Source organism: Rhizobium altiplani (genome assembly GCF_001542405.1).
In the GTDB taxonomy this organism is placed as follows: Bacteria; Pseudomonadota; Alphaproteobacteria; order Rhizobiales; family Rhizobiaceae; genus Rhizobium; species Rhizobium altiplani.
Genome location: NZ_LNCD01000031.1, coordinates 109,129 through 132,513, shown reverse-complemented (window position 1 = coordinate 132,513; position 23,385 = coordinate 109,129). Strand labels below are relative to the sequence as shown.

At 57.6% G+C, this 23,385-nt stretch carries 17 protein-coding genes; 10 read left to right on the top strand and 7 right to left on the bottom strand.

All coding sequences use genetic code 11. The features are described from left to right. Both AS026_RS05665 and AS026_RS05660 read right to left on the bottom strand, forming a co-directional pair. Window positions 1–1,361, bottom strand: a 1,361-nt coding sequence (locus AS026_RS05665; protein ID WP_062368902.1) for a mannose-1-phosphate guanylyltransferase/mannose-6-phosphate isomerase, incomplete at its 3' end; no start/stop codon positions are given. Window positions 1,362–1,398: 37 nt separating this feature from the next. Next, a complete protein-coding gene (locus tag AS026_RS05660; RefSeq protein WP_062368901.1) occupies window positions 1,399–2,823 on the bottom strand; it encodes a phosphomannomutase in 1,425 nt (474 codons plus the stop codon). Window positions 2,824–3,527: 704 nt separating this feature from the next. Between AS026_RS05660 and AS026_RS05650 the strand changes: the two genes are divergently transcribed. The 4 genes from AS026_RS05650 (at window position 3,528) to AS026_RS05635 (ending at window position 8,840) form a co-directional block, all read left to right on the top strand. After that, window positions 3,528–4,646, top strand: coding sequence for an acyltransferase family protein (locus tag AS026_RS05650; protein WP_062368899.1), 1,119 nt, complete (start codon window positions 3,528–3,530; stop codon window positions 4,644–4,646). Then, window positions 4,636–6,063, top strand: a complete 1,428-nt coding sequence (locus AS026_RS05645) for a hypothetical protein (protein WP_062368898.1) — start codon at window positions 4,636–4,638, stop codon at window positions 6,061–6,063. The genes AS026_RS05650 and AS026_RS05645 overlap by 11 nt, the downstream gene beginning before the upstream one ends. Window positions 6,064–6,199: 136 nt before the next feature. After that, window positions 6,200–7,834, top strand: a complete 1,635-nt coding sequence (locus AS026_RS05640) for a GMC oxidoreductase (protein ID WP_062368897.1) — start codon at window positions 6,200–6,202, stop codon at window positions 7,832–7,834. Then, window positions 7,824–8,840 carry an NAD-dependent epimerase/dehydratase family protein gene (locus AS026_RS05635; RefSeq protein WP_062368896.1) on the top strand — a complete coding sequence of 339 codons (1,017 nt, stop codon included), beginning with the start codon at window positions 7,824–7,826 and terminating at the stop codon, window positions 8,838–8,840. The genes AS026_RS05640 and AS026_RS05635 overlap by 11 nt, the downstream gene beginning before the upstream one ends. A gap of 103 nt (window positions 8,841–8,943) precedes the next feature. On the opposite strand, the gene AS026_RS05630 is transcribed toward AS026_RS05635, so the two are convergent. The 3 genes from AS026_RS05630 to AS026_RS05620 form a co-directional block, all read right to left on the bottom strand. Further along, complete coding sequence (locus AS026_RS05630) at window positions 8,944–9,237, bottom strand: hypothetical protein (RefSeq protein ID WP_062368895.1); 294 nt, start codon at window positions 9,235–9,237, stop codon at window positions 8,944–8,946. A gap of 110 nt (window positions 9,238–9,347) precedes the next feature. Further along, window positions 9,348–10,682, bottom strand: coding sequence for a polysaccharide biosynthesis/export family protein (locus AS026_RS05625; RefSeq protein ID WP_062368894.1), 1,335 nt, complete (start codon window positions 10,680–10,682; stop codon window positions 9,348–9,350). 44 nt (window positions 10,683–10,726) lie between these two features. Then, window positions 10,727–11,797 carry a glycosyltransferase gene (locus tag AS026_RS05620; RefSeq protein ID WP_062368893.1) on the bottom strand — a complete coding sequence of 357 codons (1,071 nt, stop codon included), beginning with the start codon at window positions 11,795–11,797 and terminating at the stop codon, window positions 10,727–10,729. A gap of 322 nt (window positions 11,798–12,119) precedes the next feature. Between AS026_RS05620 and AS026_RS05615 the strand changes: the two genes are divergently transcribed. The 3 genes from AS026_RS05615 (at window position 12,120) to AS026_RS05605 (ending at window position 16,711) form a co-directional block, all read left to right on the top strand. Continuing rightward, window positions 12,120–12,845 (top strand): sugar transferase, encoded by a 726-nt coding sequence (locus AS026_RS05615; protein ID WP_082728449.1) that lies wholly within the window; start codon window positions 12,120–12,122, stop codon window positions 12,843–12,845. A gap of 176 nt (window positions 12,846–13,021) precedes the next feature. Beyond that, the gene (locus AS026_RS05610) at window positions 13,022–15,028 is read left to right on the top strand and encodes a glycosyltransferase (protein ID WP_062368892.1); all 2,007 of its coding nucleotides are present in this window, start codon (window positions 13,022–13,024) and stop codon (window positions 15,026–15,028) included. A 15-nt stretch (window positions 15,029–15,043) separates the two neighbouring features. Next, window positions 15,044–16,711 (top strand): GNVR domain-containing protein, encoded by a 1,668-nt coding sequence (locus AS026_RS05605; protein ID WP_062368891.1) that lies wholly within the window; start codon window positions 15,044–15,046, stop codon window positions 16,709–16,711. A gap of 320 nt (window positions 16,712–17,031) precedes the next feature. Here the strand turns inward: AS026_RS05605 and AS026_RS05600 are convergent, their stop codons facing one another. Both AS026_RS05600 and AS026_RS05595 read right to left on the bottom strand, forming a co-directional pair. Then, window positions 17,032–18,468, bottom strand: coding sequence for an oligosaccharide flippase family protein (locus tag AS026_RS05600; protein WP_062368890.1), 1,437 nt, complete (start codon window positions 18,466–18,468; stop codon window positions 17,032–17,034). A 181-nt stretch (window positions 18,469–18,649) separates the two neighbouring features. After that, window positions 18,650–20,323 (bottom strand): hydrolase, encoded by a 1,674-nt coding sequence (locus AS026_RS05595; RefSeq protein WP_245307346.1) that lies wholly within the window; start codon window positions 20,321–20,323, stop codon window positions 18,650–18,652. 6 nt (window positions 20,324–20,329) lie between these two features. Here AS026_RS05595 and AS026_RS43085 point away from each other — a divergent pair, with 6 nt between their 5' ends. The 3 genes from AS026_RS43085 (at window position 20,330) to AS026_RS05585 (ending at window position 23,370) form a co-directional block, all read left to right on the top strand. After that, window positions 20,330–20,752: a hypothetical protein gene (locus AS026_RS43085; protein WP_245307344.1), complete on the top strand. Its 423-nt coding sequence runs from the start codon at window positions 20,330–20,332 to the stop codon at window positions 20,750–20,752. Window positions 20,753–20,900: 148 nt separating this feature from the next. Then, window positions 20,901–22,226, top strand: a complete 1,326-nt coding sequence (locus AS026_RS05590; protein WP_062368888.1) for an NAD(P)-binding protein — start codon at window positions 20,901–20,903, stop codon at window positions 22,224–22,226. Window positions 22,227–22,290: 64 nt separating this feature from the next. Then, the gene (locus tag AS026_RS05585) at window positions 22,291–23,370 is read left to right on the top strand and encodes a glycosyltransferase family 4 protein (RefSeq protein ID WP_062368913.1); all 1,080 of its coding nucleotides are present in this window, start codon (window positions 22,291–22,293) and stop codon (window positions 23,368–23,370) included. The last annotated feature ends 15 nt before the right edge of the window (window positions 23,371–23,385 follow it).

Below are 23,385 nucleotides of genomic sequence, written 5' to 3'. Positions count from 1 at the left end.
ACTTCGATCAGTTCGAGCATGATCTTGCCGGGATTGGCGAGACGGTGGACTTCGCCGAGCGGGATGTAGACGGACTCGTTTTCCCTGAGCATCTGCACGTTTTCGCCGATTGTCACTTCTGCCGTGCCCTTGACGACGATCCAGTGCTCGGAGCGGTGATGATGCTTCTGCAGCGACAGCTTCTTGCCCGGCGTGACGAAAATGCGCTTCACCTGGAAGCGGTCGCCGTTCAGCACCGATGTGTAGCCGCCCCAAGGCCGGTAAGAAGTCGGGTGCGTCTCGGTCAGTTGCGATGTCGTGGGGGCGGCGGCGAGCATCTTCACGAGGTTCCCGACGTCCTGGCTGTCCTGCAGCCGTCCGACATAAACGGCGTCCTCGCTGGCGATGACAGCGATGTCGTCCATGCCCTGGACGGCGAGGTGCACGCCATGGGTCATGATGAGCGAGTTCTTGGTGTTGACGACCGTCGTGTTGCCGGCTGCTAGATTGCCATTCTCGTCGCGGCTGCCGCTCTTCCAGACGGAATCCCAGCTGCCGAGGTCGGACCACTTGAACGGCGAGGGAACGACGGCTGCGTTGCTCGTCTTTTCCATGACGGCATAGTCGATCGAGATGTTCGGGCTGGTGGCGAACGCTGCCTTGTCGAGGCGGATGAAGTCTAGATCTCTGACGCCTTTTGCAATGGCGTCGGCCGCAGCCTTGAGGACCGGCGCGGCATAGCTCCGCATCTCGGCAAGCACGCCTGAGACCGAGAACATGAACATCCCGGAGTTCCAGTAGAAGCCGCCAGTCGCGACCATGTCTTCGGCCTTGGCGAGCGGCGGCTTCTCGACAAAGCGCGCGACCGTTCGTGCGCCCGTCGGGAGTGTCTTCCCGCCTTCGATGTAGCCATAGCCGGTTGCCGGCTCGGTCGGCTGGATGCCGAAGGTTACCAGCTTGCCCTGGGCGGCTGTGGCGGCAGCGATGCGAACGCACTCAAAATAGGTGTCGTCAGCGACGATCTCATAGTCGGAGCCGAGAACATGCATGACCGTGTCTTCATCAAAGCGATCACGCACGAGCGTTGCGGCCGCCGCAACTGCCGCCGCGGTGTTTCGAGCAACCGGTTCGAGCAGAATTGCCGCTAGACCGATGTCCAACTCGCGCGCCTGCTCGGCAACGAGAAAGCGAAACTCCTCGTTGGTCAGGATGACGGGTGCTTCGTAAAGCGTGGGATCGGACACGCGCAGCAGCGTTTCCTGGAACAATGTCTTGTCGCCGATAAAGCGGATGAACTGCTTGGGCGCTGCGGCGCGAGACAGCGGCCAGAGACGAGTGCCCTTGCCACCAGCCATTATCACGGGAACGATCTTCTGTGTCATATGGAGAGTCCTCGAATATCTATCTTTGCTTCGCCTATCAACTCGGATGCGCCAACCAGCGGATTCGCTCCAGACCGGCGCGCAGCAACGCCGCGGCGGCTGTTTCGGTTTCCGCCTCGGCGTAGCAGCGCATTTCAGGGGCATTGCCGGACGGGCGGAAATGGATGATGCGGCGATCCGCCAGCGTAACACGAAGGCCGTCAATATCGCTGGCGCTGCCAACCTCGCCGATCGGCTGCAGGAACGCCGCGAGATTGGCGGGTGCGGCGCGAAGATAGGCCATCAACCGGGCACTGATCTCAACCGGAAAATTCTCAAGCCGGTCGGCCGCGGCAAATGGCAGATTGAAGGACGCGGCGACCACCGAAAGAGGCTGCCGTTTGGAGGCAGCAAGGGAAAGCGCCGCCAGGATGGGGACGAAGCAGTCGCGTGTCGGAAGGGCCTTCAGCGTGTGACCGTTGACCTCGAATTCACTCGCGGTGAGCAGGCCGCCGTTCGCTTCGAAACCGGCAACACGGGTCCGGCCAGCCGCGAGTGCTTCTTGCATCCCCGATATGACGAACGGAGAGCCAACACGCGTGCGAATGACGCTGAAGCGACCGGCGGCTTCGATGCCGGAATTCGATGTCACGGGTGTCACGACCGATGTCGCACCGAGAAAGTTCGCGGCGATCAGGCCGAGCAAATCGCCGCGCAGCGGCGTCCCTGTTTCGTCCGCCACCAACGGGCGATCGCCATCACCATCCGCAGAGACCATGGCGTCGAGGCCATGCTGTCTTGCGACCTCCTTGAGCTTGGCGATCGTCTCCTCCGAAACCGCCTCGGTGTCGACGGGAATGAAAGTTTCCGAGCGGCCAAACGGCACGACCGTTGCGCCGAAGTGTTCCAGGAGATCTACCAGCAGATCACGGGCGACCGTGCTGTGCTGGTAGACGCCGACTTTCAGGCCCGCGAGCGCTTCCGTGGGAAGAATATTGGCATTCCGTTCGCGGAAGAGCGCCAGGCATTCGACGGATCGGTTTTGCATCCCGGCACTGCGGGGGACAAACGTAAAGCCGGCACGGTCGAGTTCTGTCGCGACAGTCGTGATCGCTGCTTCGTCCGTTTTGTCGATCTCTCCGTCCGACCGATAGAACTTGATGCCATTGCGATCGGCGGGGATGTGCGAGCCTGTCACCATGAGACCCGCGGCTTTTTTCTGAAGTCCGTAAAGCGCCAGCGCCGGTGTTGGCACCGTGCCGCAGTCGCGGACCTTGAATCCAAGGCGATCAAGTGCAACGGCACAGTTTGCGGCGATCTCCGGGCTGGAATCCCTGAAGTCCTGGCCGATCAGGATGGTGTCACCGGGGCGGGCCATACCACGGTCGAGCAGATAGCGGCCAAAGGCTGTGGCATAAAGCGCCGAAGCCCGGCCCTTAAGGTCGACAGACAGGCCGCGAAGCCCACTGGTTCCGAATTTCATCACACATCAATCCTTCAATGTGCGTGTCTCGAGGCCGGCTTCTCCTCCTTCCGGAAACGACACAACAATCTATGATGCACAACCTTTAGTTTGCCTTTCGTCGCGTCTTTTCCCGCCAAATAAGGAATAGAGCGCCCCCTATGTAGCCAAACTGCATAAGAAATATGCAAATAACGCTATAGTATAGCGTCAATGTTACCGATTTATAATGCAGGTATGTTATCAGCGAGAACGCAAGTGTAGCGGCCAGCATCCGTAAATAGATGCCAGGAGCGCGCATTAATTGGACGAAACGCGTCATGGTTATTTCCAGTAACTGTATCGAAGGTTTCACGGTTAGCAGAACTTTGCAACAGAAATGAATCGCTGTCACCACTAGAAAATCGACGGTTCCGACGCTTTATGTTGTCAGATCATGCCGCACTGCAGCATTTTTACCCTTTCGACGCAGGCCGTCGAGTTATACTCTACGGATGTAAAATAGGTAGAGAAACCAGCTATATAATCGATAGTCTCGCATGATCTCGGGCCGGAGATCATAGATGGAAGTGTTGCAACTTCGCCATCATTCAAAAGTTTAGCCTCGGTCGCCTATTTTTCTGTCGCAGCGCAATATGTGACTTTGCAAATACTGACTTCCGGTCTATTGTGCGTCGCAGCGTAGTATTCATTATTACTGCAATGCCAGAGACAGGAGTAAGACCGTGTCGATCGAGGAGCGGTTTGCGAATGGATATACCTCAGGCTTCGACTACCTTAGGGTGGTGCTTGCGGTCGCCGTTTTATGCATTCACAGCTTTGCGGTCTCCTATGGCAAAGCCGGTGAAGTCTTCCTGTTTCAGCCACCGCTGCGCGGACTGATAACATTCGTTCTGCCGGCATTCTTTGCCCTCAGCGGTTTCCTTGTCAGTGCCAGCCTCTTGCGGACGCGCAATGTTGCCCGTTTCCTCGGTCTGCGGGCACTTCGCCTGGTACCGGCGCTTGCGGTGGAAGTGACATTGTGCGCCCTTCTTCTTGGGCCGGTCTTTACGACGTTGCCGCTTGCCAGTTACGTTTCAGACCCGCAGTTTTCGACCTATTTCCTGAATATCGTTGGCCATATCCAGTATCTGCTGCCTGGCCTCTTTCGTGACAATCCTTACTATCAGGCGGTCAATGTATCGCTCTGGACCATTCCCTACGAGCTGGAGTGCTACGTTGCGCTGACCGTGCTTGCGGTGATCGGCTTTGCTTTTCGACCGGTCGTGCTGATCGGCGTTGTTGTGATAGCCCAGCTTGCCGTGATTGGACGCGACCTCATGCGCGGAGCGACCGACCTGCCCATGGACGGGGCCCTTCCTGGTCGCATTCTTCTCTTGAGCTTCCTGGCTGGTGTTGTTTTGTTTGTCTGCCGTGAGCACATCAAGGTGACGCCACCTCGTGCGATTGCTGCCGCAGTGGTGTCGTTCGTCATGCTGAACCTCCCTTACGCACCGTACTTCGCCGCCTTTCCTATCGCATATGCTACGGTTGCGATCGGCCTCACGAGACCGCCAAAGCATCCGTTCATTGCCAGTGGTGATTATTCCTACGGTCTCTACCTCTACGCGTTTCCGGTACAGCAGACGGTGGCACATCTCCTTCCGCAACACCGCGAATGGTATCTCAACATCGCACTCGCCCTACCGGTTACGATATTACTTGCCGTTTTTTCGTGGCACGCCGTCGAGAAGCATGCTCTCAAACTCAAGGGCCTGATCGCAGGAAAGACCGGCATTGCGCGGCAAGCCAAGCCAGCAATGGTCTCCGGTGCGCGGGTGAGTGTGGCTGGCGATGGGCGTTGAACCGATCGGCATTTTCACGATTGCGCTCGGCCTCTACTGCCTGGCGCTCGGTCAGGATGCAACAATCAAAGCCTTCGTGGCATTGACTCTGCTTGGCGCAGCAGCAGCCTTTGTGCTTGGTTCCTCCAGCGTGCAGCCCGCTCATCTTTTCCTGCTGTTCGTTGCCCTTTCCGTGCTTCGCGGCAGACGGCAAACAGGGCCACTCTTTGATGGCCTGCACTTTGGTCGTCCCGGCTTCTGGTTGGCCTGTCTTGTCCTTTATGGCGGCTTGTCCGCCTACTTTCTGCCACGCCTGTTTGCCGATGCGACGACAATCGTTCCTCTCGGCATCGCCGAACAGCCGCTGACGAGCGGAGTGGTTTCGCTTGGACCGGTCTCGAGCAATCTAACGCAGACGGTCTATCTGGTGGCGGATCTTGTCTGCTTCCTGCTGGTCACGACAGTCGCCTCAACGGCCCGGGGTTTCCGGGCCATTGTCATCGGGCTTATAGTCTACGCCGCACTCAACGTGGTTTTCGCCCTCCTTGATGTCGTCACCGGTGCAATCGGCGCCCAGGACATGCTGCAGTTCATTCGCAACGCGCAGTACACCTTCCATGACAACGACAAGGTCAACGGCATGAAACGTATTGTCGGTTCGTGGCCAGAGGCCTCTGCTTTTGCCGGTACGACACTTGGCGCGTTTGGATTTACCGCGACCCTTTGGCTTTGCCAGCGGCATTCAAGATGGACCGGCCCGCTTGCCGTCATCTCTCTGGCATTGATTGTCCTGTCGACTTCCTCTGCGGGGCTTATTGCCGCGCCGGTCTGTTTGCTGATCTTCTATTTCACGGCAGTGCTACGCAGCGGCGTTGGTTCAGGCACCGGTAACAGCGCCGCTGTGACCGTTCTTGCTCCCTTCGTTGTTCTGCTTGTCGGACTGATCGTCGTGTTGCAGCAGGATATTTTCAACACAGTCCATGATTACATCGACGTCCTCGTTCTTAGCAAATCGACCTCGAGCTCGGCCATTGACCGTGGTTCCTGGAACACCTTCGGACTGCAGAACTTTTTCGATACCTACGGCTTGGGCGTTGGTCTTGGAACGGCACGAACCTCGAGCTTCCCGGTGGCGGTGCTTTCCAACGTCGGCGTCCCCGGGGCTCTCTTCTTTCTCCTTTTTGCCCTAACGGCCCTAGGCCCCGGTCGCGCGCCTGCCAGAAGCTTTGTCGCCGATGTCCAGCTTGCTGCACGCAATGGATGCCTATGCTTGCTCGCCGGCGCGCTCGTCGTTGGCCCGACAGTCGACCTGGGGCTGCTGTTCTTCATCTTGGCGGGCCTGGCCGCCAGCCGTCCGGATGCTATCGCCGAGGCTACGGCACCGTTTATCCCGCTACGCCACCAGAGCGATCTGCCTGCACTGAGAGGCTGGAGCTAGATGTCTGGTACGGCGAGGCGACTGAGATGATGAGGAAAGACCCGCGTAACCGGTCCCTGGCAACGGGTAGTCTATCGACCGAGAAAGCGGGCAATGCACCGCCATTTTAGAAACGACACGCAAGGGGTGATGGGCCATGCCAATTATTGATCTGCAGCCTGGCGATACGGTGGTCCCGCTGCTTCGTTGTGATGTCTGCATCGTTGGTTCGGGACCGGCCGGCGCGACGCTGGCGCGTGAACTGTCCCATTCTGGGCTGAATGTCGTGCTTCTGGAAAGTGGTGGCGAGCGCCGTGATCCCGAAAATGACACGCTGAACGATATTGAAAATATCGGGCGCCCGCGGGTTAGCGACCAATGGTCCGTGCGCAACCGCATCCTTGGCGGCAGTTCGCATACCTGGGGCGGTCGGTGCGGCCCTTTCGACGCCATCGACTTCGAACAACGCGACTGGGTTGGACATTCGGGATGGCCAATCGCCATGCGCGATCTCGACCCATTCATGGATCGAAGCGCCAATCATCTCGGACTTGCGCTCGGTAACGGCTACAGCGACCAGCGCTTCTGGTCGATTGCAGGACGCAATGCGCCGAAGGAAGAGGTTTCCGCCAACCTGCTATTGCCCTTCTTCTGGCAGTTCAGCAGGGATGACGCGGAGTCTTACCCATTCGAGTATATGCGGTTTGGGCGGCACATAGCCAAGCACCTCGGACCCAATGTCACACTGGTAACAGGAGCGACTGTGCTGCGGGTGCTGGCAAATGAGGCCCGCACCAAAACGCGTGGCCTTGAGTTTGCCACAGGCGACGGACGAAAGCATAGCCTTGTCGCAAGCTCTGTAGCGCTCTGCGCTGGAGGCATTGAGAATGCTCGCATTCTTCTCAATTCCCACGAACAGGATCGCAAAGCGCTCGGCAATGATCGTGACCGGGTCGGCCGCTACCTGATGGACCACCTACGTGGTCCAACTGCGTTTTTCTCCTTAGGTGGTTCGAAAGCGTTGCGTCGCCGGTTTGGTCGCTACAACGTTCGCGGTCGCTTTTTCCGTGCTGGGCTCAGACTGAGCCCGGCAGTCCAGCGAGACGAGCATTTGCTCAATTGTGCAGGCTGGCTGGGAGAGGTCCTTGCACCTGATGATCCCTGGGACGCATTGCGGCGCCTGGCGGCACGAAAGCCGAGGCTGCCCGAGGACGTTGTCAGCGTGGCGCGCAATGTCCCTTTGATGGTTCAAGGTGCTGTCGACTACTTCGGGGCGCGGAATGGCCTGCCGCGCAAGCTGCAGGAGCTTACGCTCGATTGCATGTGCGAGCAGATGCCCGATGAAGACAGCCGCATGAGCCTGTCGGATCGTCGCGATCGCTTCGGGATGCGCTTGCCCAAGGTCGACTGGCGCAGCCATCCGGTCGAGGCGCGCACCATGCATCGCATGGCGGAACTGGTCGCAGCCGAATTCTCCAGAATAGGGTTTCCAGAGCCTGTTCTGGCCGACTGGGTGCGCGACAAGGCGCCCATCCCTGCAAGCTTCGTCGATGTTGCTCATCCGACCGGTACAACGCGCATGTCAAGCGATCCCGCCAAGGGGGTTGTCAACGTCGATTGCCAGGTTCACGGCGTCGAAGGCCTCTATGTATCCGGAAGCTCGGTATTTCCGACCGCCGGACACTGCAATCCGACTCAGATGATCGTTGCCATGGCAATTCGTCTCGCCGACCATTTGAAGGACAGGTTGGCGCGTCCAATCCTTGCGGAGGTGACCGCGCATGCCGGGTGAAACCATTCTCGTAACCGGCGCGACGGGCCGGATTGGTCGTTTCGTTGTCACCGACCTGCTTGAACGCGGCTATCATGTGAGAGCGACGACGTCGCGAAAGCCCCCCCGCGACGACAAGGGGCTTGAATGGCGTCAGGTTGACCTTGCCAGCGATGGGGATCTCAACACTCTCGTCGAAGGCTGCAGCGGGGTGATCCATTTGGCCGCCGAAATCGGCAAGAAGGATCGCATGAGAGCGCTGAATGAAAGAGCGACCGAGCGGTTGGCGCGAGCTGCCGAGAATACGGGCGCAAGGGCCTTCTGTTACACGAGTTCGATCGCCGTCTACGGAAGCAGTCGCGCCGTTGAGATTTCGGAGAGCTCACCGGTTCTATCGGTTGATCGCGATATCGCCTCGGAATACTGGGCGCTGGATTACGTGCGCGAATATGGCCGCACCAAGCTTGCCGGCGAGATGGCGCTCATGCGGGTCGCCAGCCGCATGCGATGCACAATTTTCAGACCAGCCGTCGTTGTCGACGTCGGCCAGATCATCGGCGTTCGCGACTGGAGCCTGTTCAAGCGCATGCTCGCATCGCACCGTCACGCTCATCACATTTATGTCGGCGATGTTTCCGACGCTCTCATCTGGGCGATCGAGGAGGGGCTGGCGGGCAAGGGTGAGGCTGGGCGGGTCGAGATATACAATATCGCGGAAGACGATCGCGATTTGCCGAGGCATATTGATTTCATGCGGAAGGCCTTCGCGGTAAGCGGTGACCGTCGGTACCATGTCGTTAGTGCTCCATGGATCATCGACTGGCTCCATGACTTCTTACGCTTCCACACCCTGCCGATCAGAAACCCGCTGTGGCGAATGCGCTTTTCCGGCGAGCGCCTCAAGCAGGCCGGATACAGGCTGAAATTCGGGATGGCAAAGGCTGAACAGCTCGCGCTTGCCAGATTGGCGAAGGAGGCCAAGACAGGGGCGCAATCCGACTTTGCCCGACGGCGCAGCCCAGTTTGAGGCTCTGCCACCAGCATTGCGCGATCAATATCTGATGAAAAGTTCAAGCAACCGCGTGACGTTGCCACGATGTTTTTTGGACGCCCGCTATCAGATCTGCCCGTCAGTCTGCATGATATTTTGATTGTGCCTGTTGGGGAGCCCGCTTTTCGGCGTCGCTTTCCCGTCGCGTATAGAATGAATGCAGGAGCACGTGGGCGAAGACATAGCCTGCTTCCAGCACGACGGCGAACACAAAGCCCCAGGCGATCGCATGCATAAGAGGGCTACCATTGGTATAGCTGACGCCAGCATAAGCGATCATCACGACCAGAACGATCAGCGCGAATATGAGGACAGGCGCCCGCAATGCGCAGATTGCGCCGATCAGAAACGAGACTAATAGCGCCCAGCCCATCGGTTGCTCCGACCTCCCAATCGAATTCCTCCTAACCGGATATAATCGTGTATCTCCTATGCTGAGGCAAGCTCAAATTGCGTTGCTATGGCGATACAACAACCAAAAGCTCAGTTGCTGCTGACGTCCGTTGAGACAGCCATTGGCTCTTCCCGCTGCTCGACCCTGATCATGTCGCCCGGCATGACCGGATCATTGTCGCTGACGACAAGTGTCTGCATGCTGCCATCGATTACCCGGTTAACCGTCATCAGGAAGCTGTATGGATCCTTTTCCTCATTGAGGGAGGCCATTGCAGACGGGGCGCGGACCTCGAGGTTCTTCAGCTGGTCGCGGGCTGTCTTGGTTTTTTCGGTGTTTGACGCAAACCTGTCGCGCAGTTCGGCTGCCTCCGTCAGCGCACTGACACGATAGCGATTGCGCGCGTCGGCAATATCCTGGTCCACCTTGGCAAGATCCTGCTCAGTCTTGAGGGTGGCCAGCGAAACGTCCAGATTGCGACTTTCGAGTTCAGCGACATTCTGGTTGGCCCCGAGCTGGCGGGCAGAAACGGTCAACCCTTGTGAGACAAGCTTGTTAACGGAGTTTAGATCCTTGCTCGCCAGATCGATCTGCTTTGCAAGTGAGACGGCTTTCTCCTTCAAGGCGTCGATCTGATTGTTGGCGAGCACCTTGGCGCGATCAAGCGCATCGATCTCTGTCATCAGCGAATGCTGGCGGGTTTCAAAGAGTGATTGTTCCTCCTCCATCATCTTCGAGAAACGCGGTTCCTTGGCCCTGGACAAGAGCTCTTGAGGAAAGACCACCGACGAGCCCCCGTTTAAAACGGCCTCGACGCGCGCCTGTCGTGCAATAAGACCAAGTCTTTCGGCTTCCAGCTCGCGCACCTCGCCCCGGCTCGACAAGGCATCGCGTTGCAAGCTGATCATGCTGGCATCGGTCGAACCGATTCCGCCTGCCATGCTGAGCGCCTGTATGACGGTAAGACCAGGGCTGTAGTTATACTTGCCCGGATTAGCGACCAGCCCGGTCACGAAAAGCGGGCGGTATGACGAGATTTCGACCGAGGCACTTGGCCGCTTCTGCAAGCCGACTTCATTTTGGAGGCGCAGTCCGATCGTTTCCGATATCTGCTCGAGTGTCTTGCCTGCCACAGGAACGCTACCAATGATCGGCAGCGACAGGTTGCCGGCTGAAGAGACGACGAAATCTCCTGTCAAAGGAGCCCATTCGAATGCTGTTCCCGCACTTGGGCGCCATTCGTAGACACGTAGCTTCAAAGTGTCCTGTGGTCCTGGAACATAGTCCTCGCCGGCTTGGGCGCCGGCTGCAACGGCAATCGCCAGAAATGCAGCCGAGGCGGCCATCTTGCGGTTTCGCCTGTCTTTCCCGCTTGCCGAAAGACCTCGTCCTTGGACCCGTTCGCGTAAGGAGAAAAGCCGCATCCTGTTACTCCGATTGAAATTGTCTTTGCATTTCGTCGACTGTGTCAGGCCGACACGGCCAATGTGGCGCCAGTCGCTCGCGCAACGTAGCTCCGGAAGCGATCCACGAAGACGTCCCGTCGAAAATCAGCCGCGCGAGACAGGGCGTCTGCAGGGTTGAAGTCCAGACGCTCCATACGTTCGACTGCATCAATCAGCGCCTCGACTGTCTGCGTCTGAAAGAAAACCCCTGTCTTGTTGTTGACGACAGTTTCAGTCGCGCCACCGCGCCCAAAGGCGACGACGGGTCGCCCGCTTGCCATAGCCTCGACAGGCACGATCCCAAAGTCTTCTTCGCCGGGGAATATCAGGCCCTTGCAGCGGGCGTAATGATGGCGAAGCGCATCAAACGGCTGTGCGCCAAGGATGGTGACGGTCGGACCTGCAATTTTTTTGAGATGGTCGAGCATTTCGCCGCCACCAATGACCACCAGCTTGGTTTTCATCCGGTTGAAAGCTTCGACCGCCAGATCTGGCCGCTTGTAGCTGACGAGTTCTCCGACCATCAGATAATAGTCCTCGACATCGGCGGCAGCGACTGGTCGAAATGCTGTCGTGTCTACCGGAGGATTGATGACGGTCGCCTCGCGGCGGTAATAGCTCTTGATCCGTTGGGCAACAGTTGTCGAATTGGCGACAAAATCATCAACGCGATTGGCTGTCGCGACGTCCCATGTCCTTAGATAATGCGCCATCGGGGGCATCATCATTCGCGTCATCAGACCGGAACTGTCGTAATATCGGTTGTACATGTTCCAGATGTAGCGCATCGGCGAGTGGCAATAACAAAGATGAAATGCCGGTGACGTCGGTATGATGCCTTTGGCCGGGCCGGATTCGCTGCTGATGACGAGGTCGTAGTCACCGAGATCGATTTGCTCCAGCGCCATGGGCATCAACGGCAAGTAGCGTTTGTACATTCGTTTGGCATAGGGCAGACCGCCAATAAAGGTTGTCTGTATCTTGTGCCGTTTGATCTTGTCCGAAATGGCCGCAAGATCACAAACGTGTGTATAGATGTCTGCGGCCGGGAATATATCGCACAGTGCTTCGAGAACCTTCTCGCCACCGCGCATCCCAACGAGCCAGTAATGAATAATTGCTACTCGCACGCCAAATCCCTCGAGATACAACAATCGAAATTATCGCGGCGTGCATTGCGGGTGTAGTTCTTGCCATTGTCTTGATTAAAAATCAGACTATTGGCAATTATATTAGGCAGTTAAGACAGAAATATGATCATCAAGTGATATCCATATCCCGCGCTGCACAGTTATATAGTGCAGCGCAATAATTTTATTGTCAAATCGTTTAATACTTGTTAGCTTTCCTGTGCATGCCATGATGGCATTGTCTGCAAGTGCCCGAAGTCTTTATGTTTGCGAGGGGAATACGCAGATGAGGGAAATTGATCTCGGTCGAAATTTCGACAGGTTCAACAATGCGCCGCTGCACTCTCGCAGAGCGATCTCCCGAAGATCCGATTTGTTCGGACATAATTACAGATCCGCCATCCTGGACGGCGTCAAGTACGCGATTGATGCAACAATTGCGTGCATAGGGCTTTTCGTCCTTGCGCCGATGATCCTGATGCTTGTCGCAGTCCTTCTGATCGTACAGGGGCGGCCAATCTTCATCGCCCATCGTCGGATCGGAAGGTACGGTGTGATGTTCCCGTGCCTGAAGTTCAGAACGATGGTCAAGAATGCCGACGAGGTTTTGCGGCGACATCTGGCGGCCAACCCTTCGCTAAGGGCGGAATGGAACGCGACACGCAAACTTAGGGATGATCCGCGCGTAACGCCGCTCGGCGCGCTCTTGCGCAAAAGCAGTGTCGACGAGATTCCCCAGCTCTTCAATGTCATTCGCGGCCAGATGAGCCTCGTCGGACCGCGGCCGATCGTTGCAAGCGAAGCTGAACTCTATGGTTTGTACTATGCCGACTACATCAGGGTTCGTCCCGGTGTTACCGGGTTGTGGCAGGTCAGTGGACGGAGCGACACGAGCTATAACGAGCGCGTCCAACTCGACGTTCGCTATGTCGAAGAACAAAGTGTTCTTGGCGACATGTCGATCATGCTGAAGACGATCCCAGCGGTGCTGCGCTCGCGCGGCAGCTACTGAAATCCTAGCGGCGCGTTATCGCGCCCTCCATTCAATTCCTGTGTCGTGGTGCGTGCTCAAACGCAGGTGCGGTTAATTGCGCCCGGATGTCACGTGACACAAGGTAGAGAGCGAATTGATTTGATGCACTTCAATCGGCCCGCGACACGATTTGGCGGTGGCCAGGGAAACTTTGGATGAGCGCGAGGGAATTCGCAATCAATGGCCGCTTTCTCACGCAGGACGTGACCGGTGTCCAGCGCTACGCGCGCAATGTCCTCGGAGCGATGGACAAATTCACGGGGGCGGACGGGGCAACCCTCATCGTACCCACGAAGACAGGAGAGCCGTCGCTACAGCGAATGAAGCTTGAAAAAGGCGGTCAATTGAGCGGTCACGCGTGGGAGCAAATCGAGCTGCCGTGGCTGAGTAACAATCGCCGGCTTCTCAATCTGTGCAACACCGCCCCGGCGGTAAAGGCCGACCAGATCGTTTGCATTCACGACGCGAATATCTTTGCTGCGCCCCAAAGCTACAGCCGATCGTTTCGCGCACTTTATCACAATCTCCAGCCATTGCTTGTTCGGCGATCTCTACGGATCGCCTCTGTCTCCCATGCGGCTGCGCGACAGATAGCGCGACATCTGCCAATCCGTCTGTCTGATATCGCGGTACTTCCAAACGGGCACGAACACGCATTGAGCTGGAACCCGGACCTGGCCGACCTCGCGCCGAAGGTGCTTTCCTCGAGCGGTGCGGTACGACCGTTTGTCCTGGCTCTCGGGTCGCGTGCGCGCCACAAAAACCTCTCGCTTTTGATCGCTATCGCACCCGAGCTTGACGACATGAACCTCGATGTCGTCATTGCTGGCGGGGGAGACGGCGTATTTGCCGAGCAAGAACTCCAGCGCCGCCCCAATGTTCATTTTCTCGGGCGCGTATCCGATCACGACCTTGCCTATCTGCTCGATCAGGCGCTTTGTCTTGCGTTTCCTTCGCTGACGGAAGGTTTCGGATTGCCGATCGTCGAGGCAATGGCGAGATCCTGTCCCGTCATTTCATCGCACTGCGCCAGCATGCCGGAGGTTTGCGGCGAAGCTGCGCTGACAGCTTCCCCATTTGAGCCGCGCGAGTGGATCAAGGCGATCCGCACCCTCGTTGCGTCGGTGCATCTGCGCAGCGACCTGGTCGGTCGGGGACACGAACAGGTTCAACAATTCTCATGGGAAAAGGCGGCAAGCGGCTATATCGAGCTTCTCGACAATCCAAAGACCGAGCTGAGAAGTCACAAATCTGTCGATCCGAGCGGGCCGCACGCCAGCGTCGTCTTCGCGACCCGAGGCCGCCCGGAGATCGTGGCGGCCAGCGTGCGCCATTTTCTTTCGACCCAGACCCTGAAGCCTGACGCAGTTATTGTCTCCTGTGTCGATGCATCAGATGCTGGGGACCTCGTGGGTCATCCCGGAGTCACAATCGTCACCGGTCCGCCTGGGCTTGCCGCACAGCGCAACACCGCGCTGAAGCATGTGGCATCCAGAACCGAGATTGTCGCTTTTTTCGACGATGATTTCATCGCCGATAAAAATTGGTTGGCGACCGCAATCCAAACCTTCCGCGATGAAAGTCAGATCGTCGGCTTTACCGGGCACATCCTTGCCGACGGCATCAAGGGACCTGGTATTTCGTTTCAAGATGCCGTTGATCTGGTCGAGGTCGGCCAGGCGGACGCCAAATGGTCGGAACCGTTCAGCCCCTATGGCTGCAACATGGCCTTCCGTTTTTCGGCAATTGGCAACGTCAGCTTCGATGAGCGTCTCGTTCTCTACGGATGGTTGGAAGACCGTGACTTTGCAGCAGCGCTTGCCAAGCAGGGAGGCCGGCTGGTCAAATCGGCTCTCGCCTTTGGCGTCCATATGGGTGTCAAGAGCGGCAGGGTCAGTGGAGAACGGCTGGGATACTCTCAGGTTATCAACCCGCTCTACATGTTGACCAAGGGCACGATGAGCCTTCCTAACGTCGTTGATCACATCTTCCGCAACACAGCGAGCAACTTCAGTCGTGCCGTCTGGCCCGAACCCTTTATCGACCGGCGCGGTCGAGCCCGCGGCAACCTGATGGCCGCCCTCGACGCCCTGCGTGGCAAGCTCGAACCGGAACGCGCCGCTGCGATAGCAATGCCAAAGTCTGCCAGCAGAACCTCTTGAACGCTAGGAGCACGAATGATGTTCAACAGACCCCGCCCTATTGATGTAACCTCGAGGCTTTGGCGGGTAAACGAGACGCAATCCGATGTGGCTGGCGACGGGCCAATTGCCTTACTGCGCGCGTTGATCGATCTCGGCGCACGCCACAAGGTCCCCCTTTTGGCCTGCAGCGCAGCTGGTCTCCTGGCTGCTGCTCTCTATGCCCATTCATTGCCTCCCACCTATCAGGCTACGGCAACGCTTCTGCTCGAACCGCGCCAGTCGGCAGCCTCTGGTGGCGAGTTCGGGGCCCAGCAGACGCTGGATCTCAATCGTGCCGACAGCGAACTCCAGACCATTCGGTCGGAGCGGCTGTTGTCAGCCGTGTTTGAAAGCCTGAACCTCAAGGATGACCCTGAACTTGCTCGCCGACAGCCGGGCCTGCTGACCAGGTTACTAAGTGGTCTGCCGTTGCTCGCAGGACAACGCGCTAGCGAGAGCGCAGCGGTCGGTCGCGTAGAGCCGGGGGCGGCCAATACTGCGATCGAGCTTGCAGACGAAGCGGACCGCGCAGCTTTTTTGAGTTTCATGTCTCGTCTCAACGCACGCCGCGTTGGTCAATCCTTCGTTATCGAAATCGAATATTCGTCTTCAGATCCGAAGCTGCCGGCTCGCGTCGCCAACGCAACGGTCTCTGGCTACATTTATCAGACGGTGGCCTTCAAGGAGCAGATTGCGCGCGCGGGCACGGAGGCCTTGCAGGGTCGACTGGATTCGCTTGCGCGGCAGGTTGATGCCGCGCGCGAAGCAATGCACGCGGGCGCGCTGCCGGCAATTGCAACGCCTGATGCCGATGCTCGCATCATCGGCGCGGCCTTGCCGCCGCTTGGACCTTCGGCTCCGCGAAAATCCCTCATTATGGCGCTTGGCGGCGTTCTTGGATTGCTGGTCGGTTTCGGGGTCGTCTTCGTGAGAATGGCGCTCGATCGTCGCGTTCGCAGCGCCAAGGAACTGGCGCGCGAGATGGAGGTCCGCTGCCTCGGATCGATCCCGAACGTTCCAGGCGCACAAGGTGTTCCATGGCACATTACGAGCCCGCAACAGCAAAAATTCGTCGCCGCCATTCGCGATCTGCGTACCTCCGTCGAAATTGCCTGCACGAGCCTGCGCAATGAAAAGAGCATCGTGATTGCCGTTGTCGGCTGGACGCCAGGTGCCGGTGTCTCGACACTATGCGCCAGTCTGGCGCAACTCATCAGTCGCGGCGGTCGGCACGTGACGTTATTCAAGGCTGCTGACGGCGAAGACGCACGGGCAAGTGGAGACAATCTCGCGGCTGTTTCACTGGCCGGCGCCGCATTTGCGGGCCTGATGCCAGAGCAACTGTCGTTCGAGGACGTCGGTGGGGTTGCCGTCCTGCCGATCCATTCGAGAGACGCGAACGCCAATCTGTTTACAGACTTCCGCAATCCGCGTGTGCGCCGCATCTTCGAGGCGGCACGATCACGAGGCGACGTCCTTCTTGATCTTCCGGCACTTCGCCATTCCATGGATGCGCTTGCACTTGCAAGCTACGCGGACGTCGTAATCGTTGTCGCGCGCGCTGGCCAAACAACGATCGAAGAGGCATCGGAGTCTGTTCAGCTGTTGCGTCGCGCTGGCGCCAATGTAGTCGGAACCGTCATAAACCGCACGCGAGGTTGATTAGCTCTTGGCTCTCCTGGATGAAATGCCGCTCAGGATCGCGCGATAGCGTCCTTGGCTGGAAAGGCGCCCGCGCTTTCGTCCGGTCACCTCCCTTGAGACCTCGAAACAGTCAAGCATGGTGATGCGGTCTAATCGTCAGAGGAAACAGCCTGGTCCGCCGATCTTATTCAACCGGCTTCGGCATCGCGATTAATCGAAGATCATCATCGCGATCGACTGGTCACACCAATCTAAGTGGGGTTCCTTAGCTACCTCCTGTTTTCAGTCAAACCGCACCAGGCGGCTGCGCAAAACATAAGGTCATGCCGACCGCACTCTCATCGATCAATGAGCTCCAGCCGGCCCCCTCCGGCAATAAGCCTTACACCAAGCAATAGCAACGCAGCGGCATAGGTTGCTGTCCCGGCGGCAATGACAAGGGCAAGCTCGACCACATGCGGGTAGTTTCGCCCCGACAGTTCATCCCGCAGAAACCAGACGACCGCGGCCATGGCGACGACGGCAGCAGCCACCTTCCAGAGGTTTTTCAGCTGGGCAAGAATTGCAACATCAAGAAGGCGACGAGCTTCGTTGAGGTAGAAGCAAAACATCAGCGCCGACAGGGCAATTCTTGCGATGCTCACACCCAAAACCGTACCCAAGTAAAACCCGATCGAAATCAGAAGCACGCGAAAACAAAGATCGACGGCGTTCAATCGGAAGATCACATGCGGCCGGTCGAGCGCAACGCTGACGGATGAAAGCGTCTGGAAGTAGGGGATTGGCGCAACAGAAAGCGCAAGCAGGCTGAGCAGCGGGGCCGCATGCTCCCACTTCGCACCAAGCAGGAGGTCGGTGGCAAGGTCTGCCGTAAGGGATATGCCCACACAGGCGGGTGCGGAGATCAGCATTGCAAATCGTGTCGCCTTCAGGAAAGCATGGCAAACGCGCGCGCGATCTGCATTGATTTGCGAAAAGGCTGCCATGACGGGCTGTAAGGCCGGACCAATCAGGCTTTGTGTGGGTATGACCGCGACGTCACTCGCCACGGCATAGCGCCCAAGTGTTGGACGATCGGCAAGCGCGCCGATCAAGAACCGATCGAATTGCCAGTTGAGCGCCGACACCAGTTGGGCTGACGAAAACCAGCCGATGAAGCCGGCAAAGTCTGGCAGTCGCGCAAGGGAAAAGGCGGGACGATAAGGGGCAAGAATGTAGGACACGACTGTGGATGCAAACGAAGCGATGACGAAGTTGGCAACAATCGCCCAGTAGGCTCCACCGCTCAAGACGATGAGCATCGCGATGATGGCCGCCGCCAGTTTGCCTGACGATTCCAGTATGAACGTTTGGCGAAATCCCAGCTGACGCGCGAAATTGACCATCGCCGGACTGGTCAGCCCCCTCGAAATGGGTCCAAGCGAAAGGACGGCAACAAGGACGACCAGGTGGCTATCGTGATTGATCCACGAATAGGGCCAGGCGGCTGCCAGAAGGATGGTCCCAATAACTGCGCCTCGCATGAGACCAACCGTAAAGCCAGTGTCCAGATGGCTCTTGTCGATCGTCGGAAGCCGCACAAGGGCCTGTGTCACGGGAACCTCGAGCATGGTGTCGACAACCACCACCAGCGATGTAGCGAGCGCGGCAAGCCCGAAATCGGCAGGCGTCAGAATGCGAGCGAGAACAAGCAGGGTAAAGAAGTCGATTATTCGCCCCACAAAGCGCGAGAAGACGAGCCAACCCGCTCCCTTGATTGTCTTTACCGCAAGCATGTCTTACTCCGAAATCCTTAAGCTCCAGCCGGATCGCGACCTTGTGCCACAACATATTCTTGTGAAAGGCCGCTGAAGGTTTTCGCGCCTTGCACTGGGGTCATCCTCCCGCGTGATGTCTGCTTGGAGCCGGATCGATCCGGCAGCTGATCCCACAACGCTCCTCCGCGTCGTAGTTCCGCTATTTGAGGCGTGCCGACACTCCCCTGACAATGTGCACCATCTCCAGGGCGGTTAAGAGTGCGCCCTTCAGGAGCGGAAAGTCGCGGGCGATGGCACCTTCGCGCCAAAGCTGCGATTTGACCGCAGTCAACCGTTTCGCAAGATCAGGAGCCGTCGATTGTTTCAGGACATAGACGCTCTCGGGGCGGCCAAAATCGACCGAACGGGCCCCGACTCCCAATGCCATCATATCGAATGCTCGGGGATTGGTAATGGCCCGTTTGAGGCGCAGCCAAGCGAGGTCTGCATCTGACATGATCTCGGCGCCACTTCCGATCCGATCAATGTATTTGAGGACGCCCGCAAGCAGCAGATTTCCGTCAGCCGGATCAAGCTCGCCGTAGGCGAACTTGCCGGCATTGCTGTAAACTGTCCCATCGTCCGATTCACTCAAATGTCGAACGGAGGGAATTGCAGGTTCAAACAGGCTCTCGATAATCTGCCAGTAGCGCAGGATTACCGTCTCGACCCTCAGCGGGTTATAAAGATTCTCCTCGACAACCAATCCCGTGACCTGTGGGAAGTGATCCTCGCTAAGGCCCTTGTAATTGCACCTTGCAAACTGGATCGTTTCGAATGTCCGCTCGGGCATCCCGGCAGCGACAAGACGCTGCGTGCTCCCGTAAAGGCCAGTGTCACAGAGAATGATACGCGACGCATCACCGGCAATCTGGTCCAGGTGGCGCTCAAACAGCTCGTTCTGTCTCGCGATGTCGTCAAGTACCCCATAGCCTTCAGGGGTGTCGATCATCGCAAAAAAGTGGCCTGGGTCGAAGGGAAGTTGCCAAGGTCCGGCGAGGTCATACGTGCGCCCGCCGAGTGCATTGGCAACATCGGCAAAGGTGTTTTTCTCAAACTCCCGACCGAGTTCGTCCAGGACAGCGGGGCTTTGCTTCATGAATGCTGCACGTGCCGCCACCAGGCGCGAAATAAGGATGTTTTCGCGGCGGATTTCAAGCGGCAAGTCAAGCTTGACAATCAGCTTTTCGAACGCTTCCCTGATGCCGATGCCGCCGCGTGCGCAAAACAGCAACGCGGCATTGCCCCGCGTTTCTGCTTCCCTGGCATAGAGCCATATGTAAAGGCAAAATTGCGCAACAATCGGCCCGAACACTTCTCGCCCGAAGGCTGCACGATCGTCCAGGTCAGGCATCCGCCCTGATGTGCGCATGATCCCTTTGCGAACGCCGCGCATGGCCTCTGCACGGGCGCCATCGACCCGTGCGGCAAGCCGTTTCAGGCGTCCCTTGGGAAGGTGCAGCGCATTGATGCCCATGGTTCTCGGCACAGCGCAGTCAGCAAGATAATCATCACCGAGATGCAGCAAGCGTGACGGTGTAACGCCTTCCTGGTCGAGAACCCGTGAAAACAGTCCGCCAAATCGCTTGCTTTCTCCAACATCGGCGCTGGAATAGACGTTGTCGATCAAACCTGGACCGTGAAAGTAGTTGATCAAGTCCGTCAGTTGAGGTGTCGGCAGTGCCGTATCGGAAACGGCGACGACGCGAATGCCGGACTGGCGGTGCAAGCGCAAGACCCTGGCGAGCTTTTCGTTTGCCGACAGCGAAACCTTTTCAATTGCCATCTCCAGCGCGATGCGCTGCTCGAGCAGTCGTTCGGGCAGGCCAAGCATGCCAAGTTGGCGCTGGATGATGTCAACAAGCCGGACTTCGCCAGCACCACCGCCAACGTTGAGCGCGCGATAGGCGAACCGCTCAGCCAATTGCCGGGTTCGAAACAGATGTTCCGAACTGATCAGAATTCCCTCATCCCGCAACAAACGCGCAAAGCGCTGCTCGGCCTGCATCACGCGCGATCTTTGCGATCGCGGCCGGCGCAGCAGCAAAGTGTCGAACACGTCTGTCGAGATGAGATCTATGCCGTCCAATGGACCATGAAGGAGATGGGCGAGGCTTTGCCGCAGCACTGGATAACCCTTTGCCGTCGATCAGCCCTGCCTGCCTTAGACAGTTTTGTTGCAGTGGATGCACTGCAGCAAGGCTGTTTCTTTGAATTCGCAACCGCAAAAAGTCTGCCGCATTATTTGATGTACATCAAGTGAAAAGTTATATTTTATTTTGCAGTGCAAAAGCGTTGCCAAAACTACTCAGGTGCTTATTGTTTTTGAGACGTTGTGCTTGAGATATCGACTCTTTTTCAATTGCACTATACTGTATCGTTCTACTGGCAAGACAGTTCGGGGGCGCTTAATGGATGACGTAAGCCATCATTCCTCACTCATGCCCGCAGTGCAGCAATTTGATGTCATCGTGCTCGGCGCCGGCATTTCCGGCCTCGTTGCAGCATCGATTTTGTCGGCTCAAGGGAATCGTGTCGTCGTCGTCGACGAGTATGACCACGTCGGCGGAAACCACATGGACTGGTCTTCGAACGAAGGCTACACGTTCGACGTCGGAAGCCTGATTTTCCAGGACGATTCCCCTCTGCTGCGACACTTCCCAGAGCTTCTTGAGCATTATGTCCCGATCAGGCCGACCTGGGGGAGGCTAAACCCGCAGGGAAAGATCACCGTCTACCCGATTTCCATACGCGACGACATTTTTGGCGCGGGTCCAATCGGCCTAATCCGGATATTCGCCTCGGTCCTCTATGCGCGCATATTCTATCGCCGGATGGTGAATGCGAGAGACTTTGCGCGTTATTGGATCGGCGGCTATCTCCTGCACCGGTCGGGGCTTGAAACCTACATGCGGCGCTTCTACGGCATCAAACCAGAGGAGATCGATCTCGATCTGGCCCGCAAGCGCATGCTTTGGATCGCCGAATATGCCTCGCTCGTCAATCTTTCGCGCCGTTTACTGAAGCGCAAGCGAGCGAGCGGACCGACGAATCGCCAGATGGCACGTCCCAGGGAAGGTTTTGCTGCGCTCTATGGTGCAGCTGTGTCCAGGCTAGAAGACTGTGGCGTTGTCTTCAAGCTGTCGGCCGAAATGCGGCAGCTCCACAAGAGCGATTGCGGTTATGAGCTGTTGCTTGACGACAGCAGCTTGGGCGGGACCAGGGTTGTTTCCACGGTGCCGATCAATGTTGCCGAACGGATATGCGGCAACGGACAAACGTCCGCACTGAAAACCATTACCCTCATAACGCTGTACTTCAGCTTTGCCGGTGAGCGAGGCTTTCCCCAAGCGATCATCTATAACTTCTCGCACGAAGGGTCGTGGAAGCGTTTGACCGTATATTCGGACTTCTACGGGCGCGTTGGCGAACGTGAGTATTTTGCAGTGGAGGTCATTGCCGGCACCGTCACGTCGGCCGAACAGGCAGAAGCTGACTTTCGCCATCATGCCTGCGCAAATGGGTTGTTTCGAGGTGACCTGAAACTCGAGGGGAGCCACGTCCTGACGAACGCTTATCCGATCTACAGCAAAGGTGCTGCCCAGACCGCGGCCCAGGCGATCAAGCGATTGAAAGGCTTCGGCATCGAATCAATCGGGCGCCAGGGCGGATTCAACTACCAACCGACCGCCCGGGTCTCCGCCATAGATGTCGAGGCTGCGATCACCAATCCTTGAGACCGTGAGATGCTTAGTCGCATACCGAATGGACGGTGAAACATCAGATGACGAGAGGTCCTCGATGCGCATTCTACATATCCTCAATCACACTCGACGCTTAAACGGGCACGTCCATGCGGCGGTTGATCTTGCCTGCGCACAAGTTCATCTCGGCCATCAGGTCTATGTGGCAAGCGAAGGAGGAGACTTCGACGCGCTACTGAGGGCAAACGGCATACAAACCCTTGCTGTCGGTCACCAAAGAAAAATACCAAGCTTGCTGAGGGCGCTTTCTCGCCTGAATGGCTACATCAGACAATACGACATCGACGTCGTTCACGCGCATATGATGACCAGCGCGGTGATCGCCTTCGCAATCTGCAGATTACGACGTATTCCGCTTATTACGACAGTTCATAACGAATTCGAAAAGAGCGCAACGCTGATGGGCTTGGGAACACGCGTGATCGCCGTTAGCGATGTCGTTGGCGCATCCATGCGACGACGCGGTGTCCCGGAGTCCAAACTGAAAGTGGTGCTGAATGGCACGATCGGATCAAGTCGATCCGAAGGACGCAGTGAACAGCCAAAGACGCTTTGCTCCCCAAGTATCCTGTTTGTTGGTGGGCTTCATCCACGCAAGGGCCTCACCGATCTTTTTGATGCCTTCGATATTGTCCATACGTCCTTTCCGAGCGCGCACCTCTATATTGTTGGGGACGGCCCGCATCGCGAGGAATACAAGGCGAGGGTAGCCGCGCTCCGGAGTGCATCGGCAATCACCTTTGTCGGCCCAACCACCGACCCGTATCCATATATGTTGGGTGCAGACATTTTCGTCCTACCGTCCCATGCCGACCCAGCGCCGCTCGTGCTGTCGGAGGCGCGCGAGGCGGGCTGTGCAGTCATTGGTTCTTCTGTCGATGGAATACCCCAACTTCTTGAGAACGGTGAGGCCGGGCTTTTAGTCCCACCCCGCGACCCAGCCGCCCTCGCCAAGATGCTTGGCCACCTATTGGAAGCGCCGGAGCGGATTGCCGACTGGCAACGAAAAAGCCAGCTTCGGATTGAACACCTGACGATAGAGCGCGTCGCCAGGGAAACCCTGGAGGTCTATTCATCGGCGATGCCACGCGACAAGGTAACTGCCTTGGCCACATGATGCCCGGTTTGCACC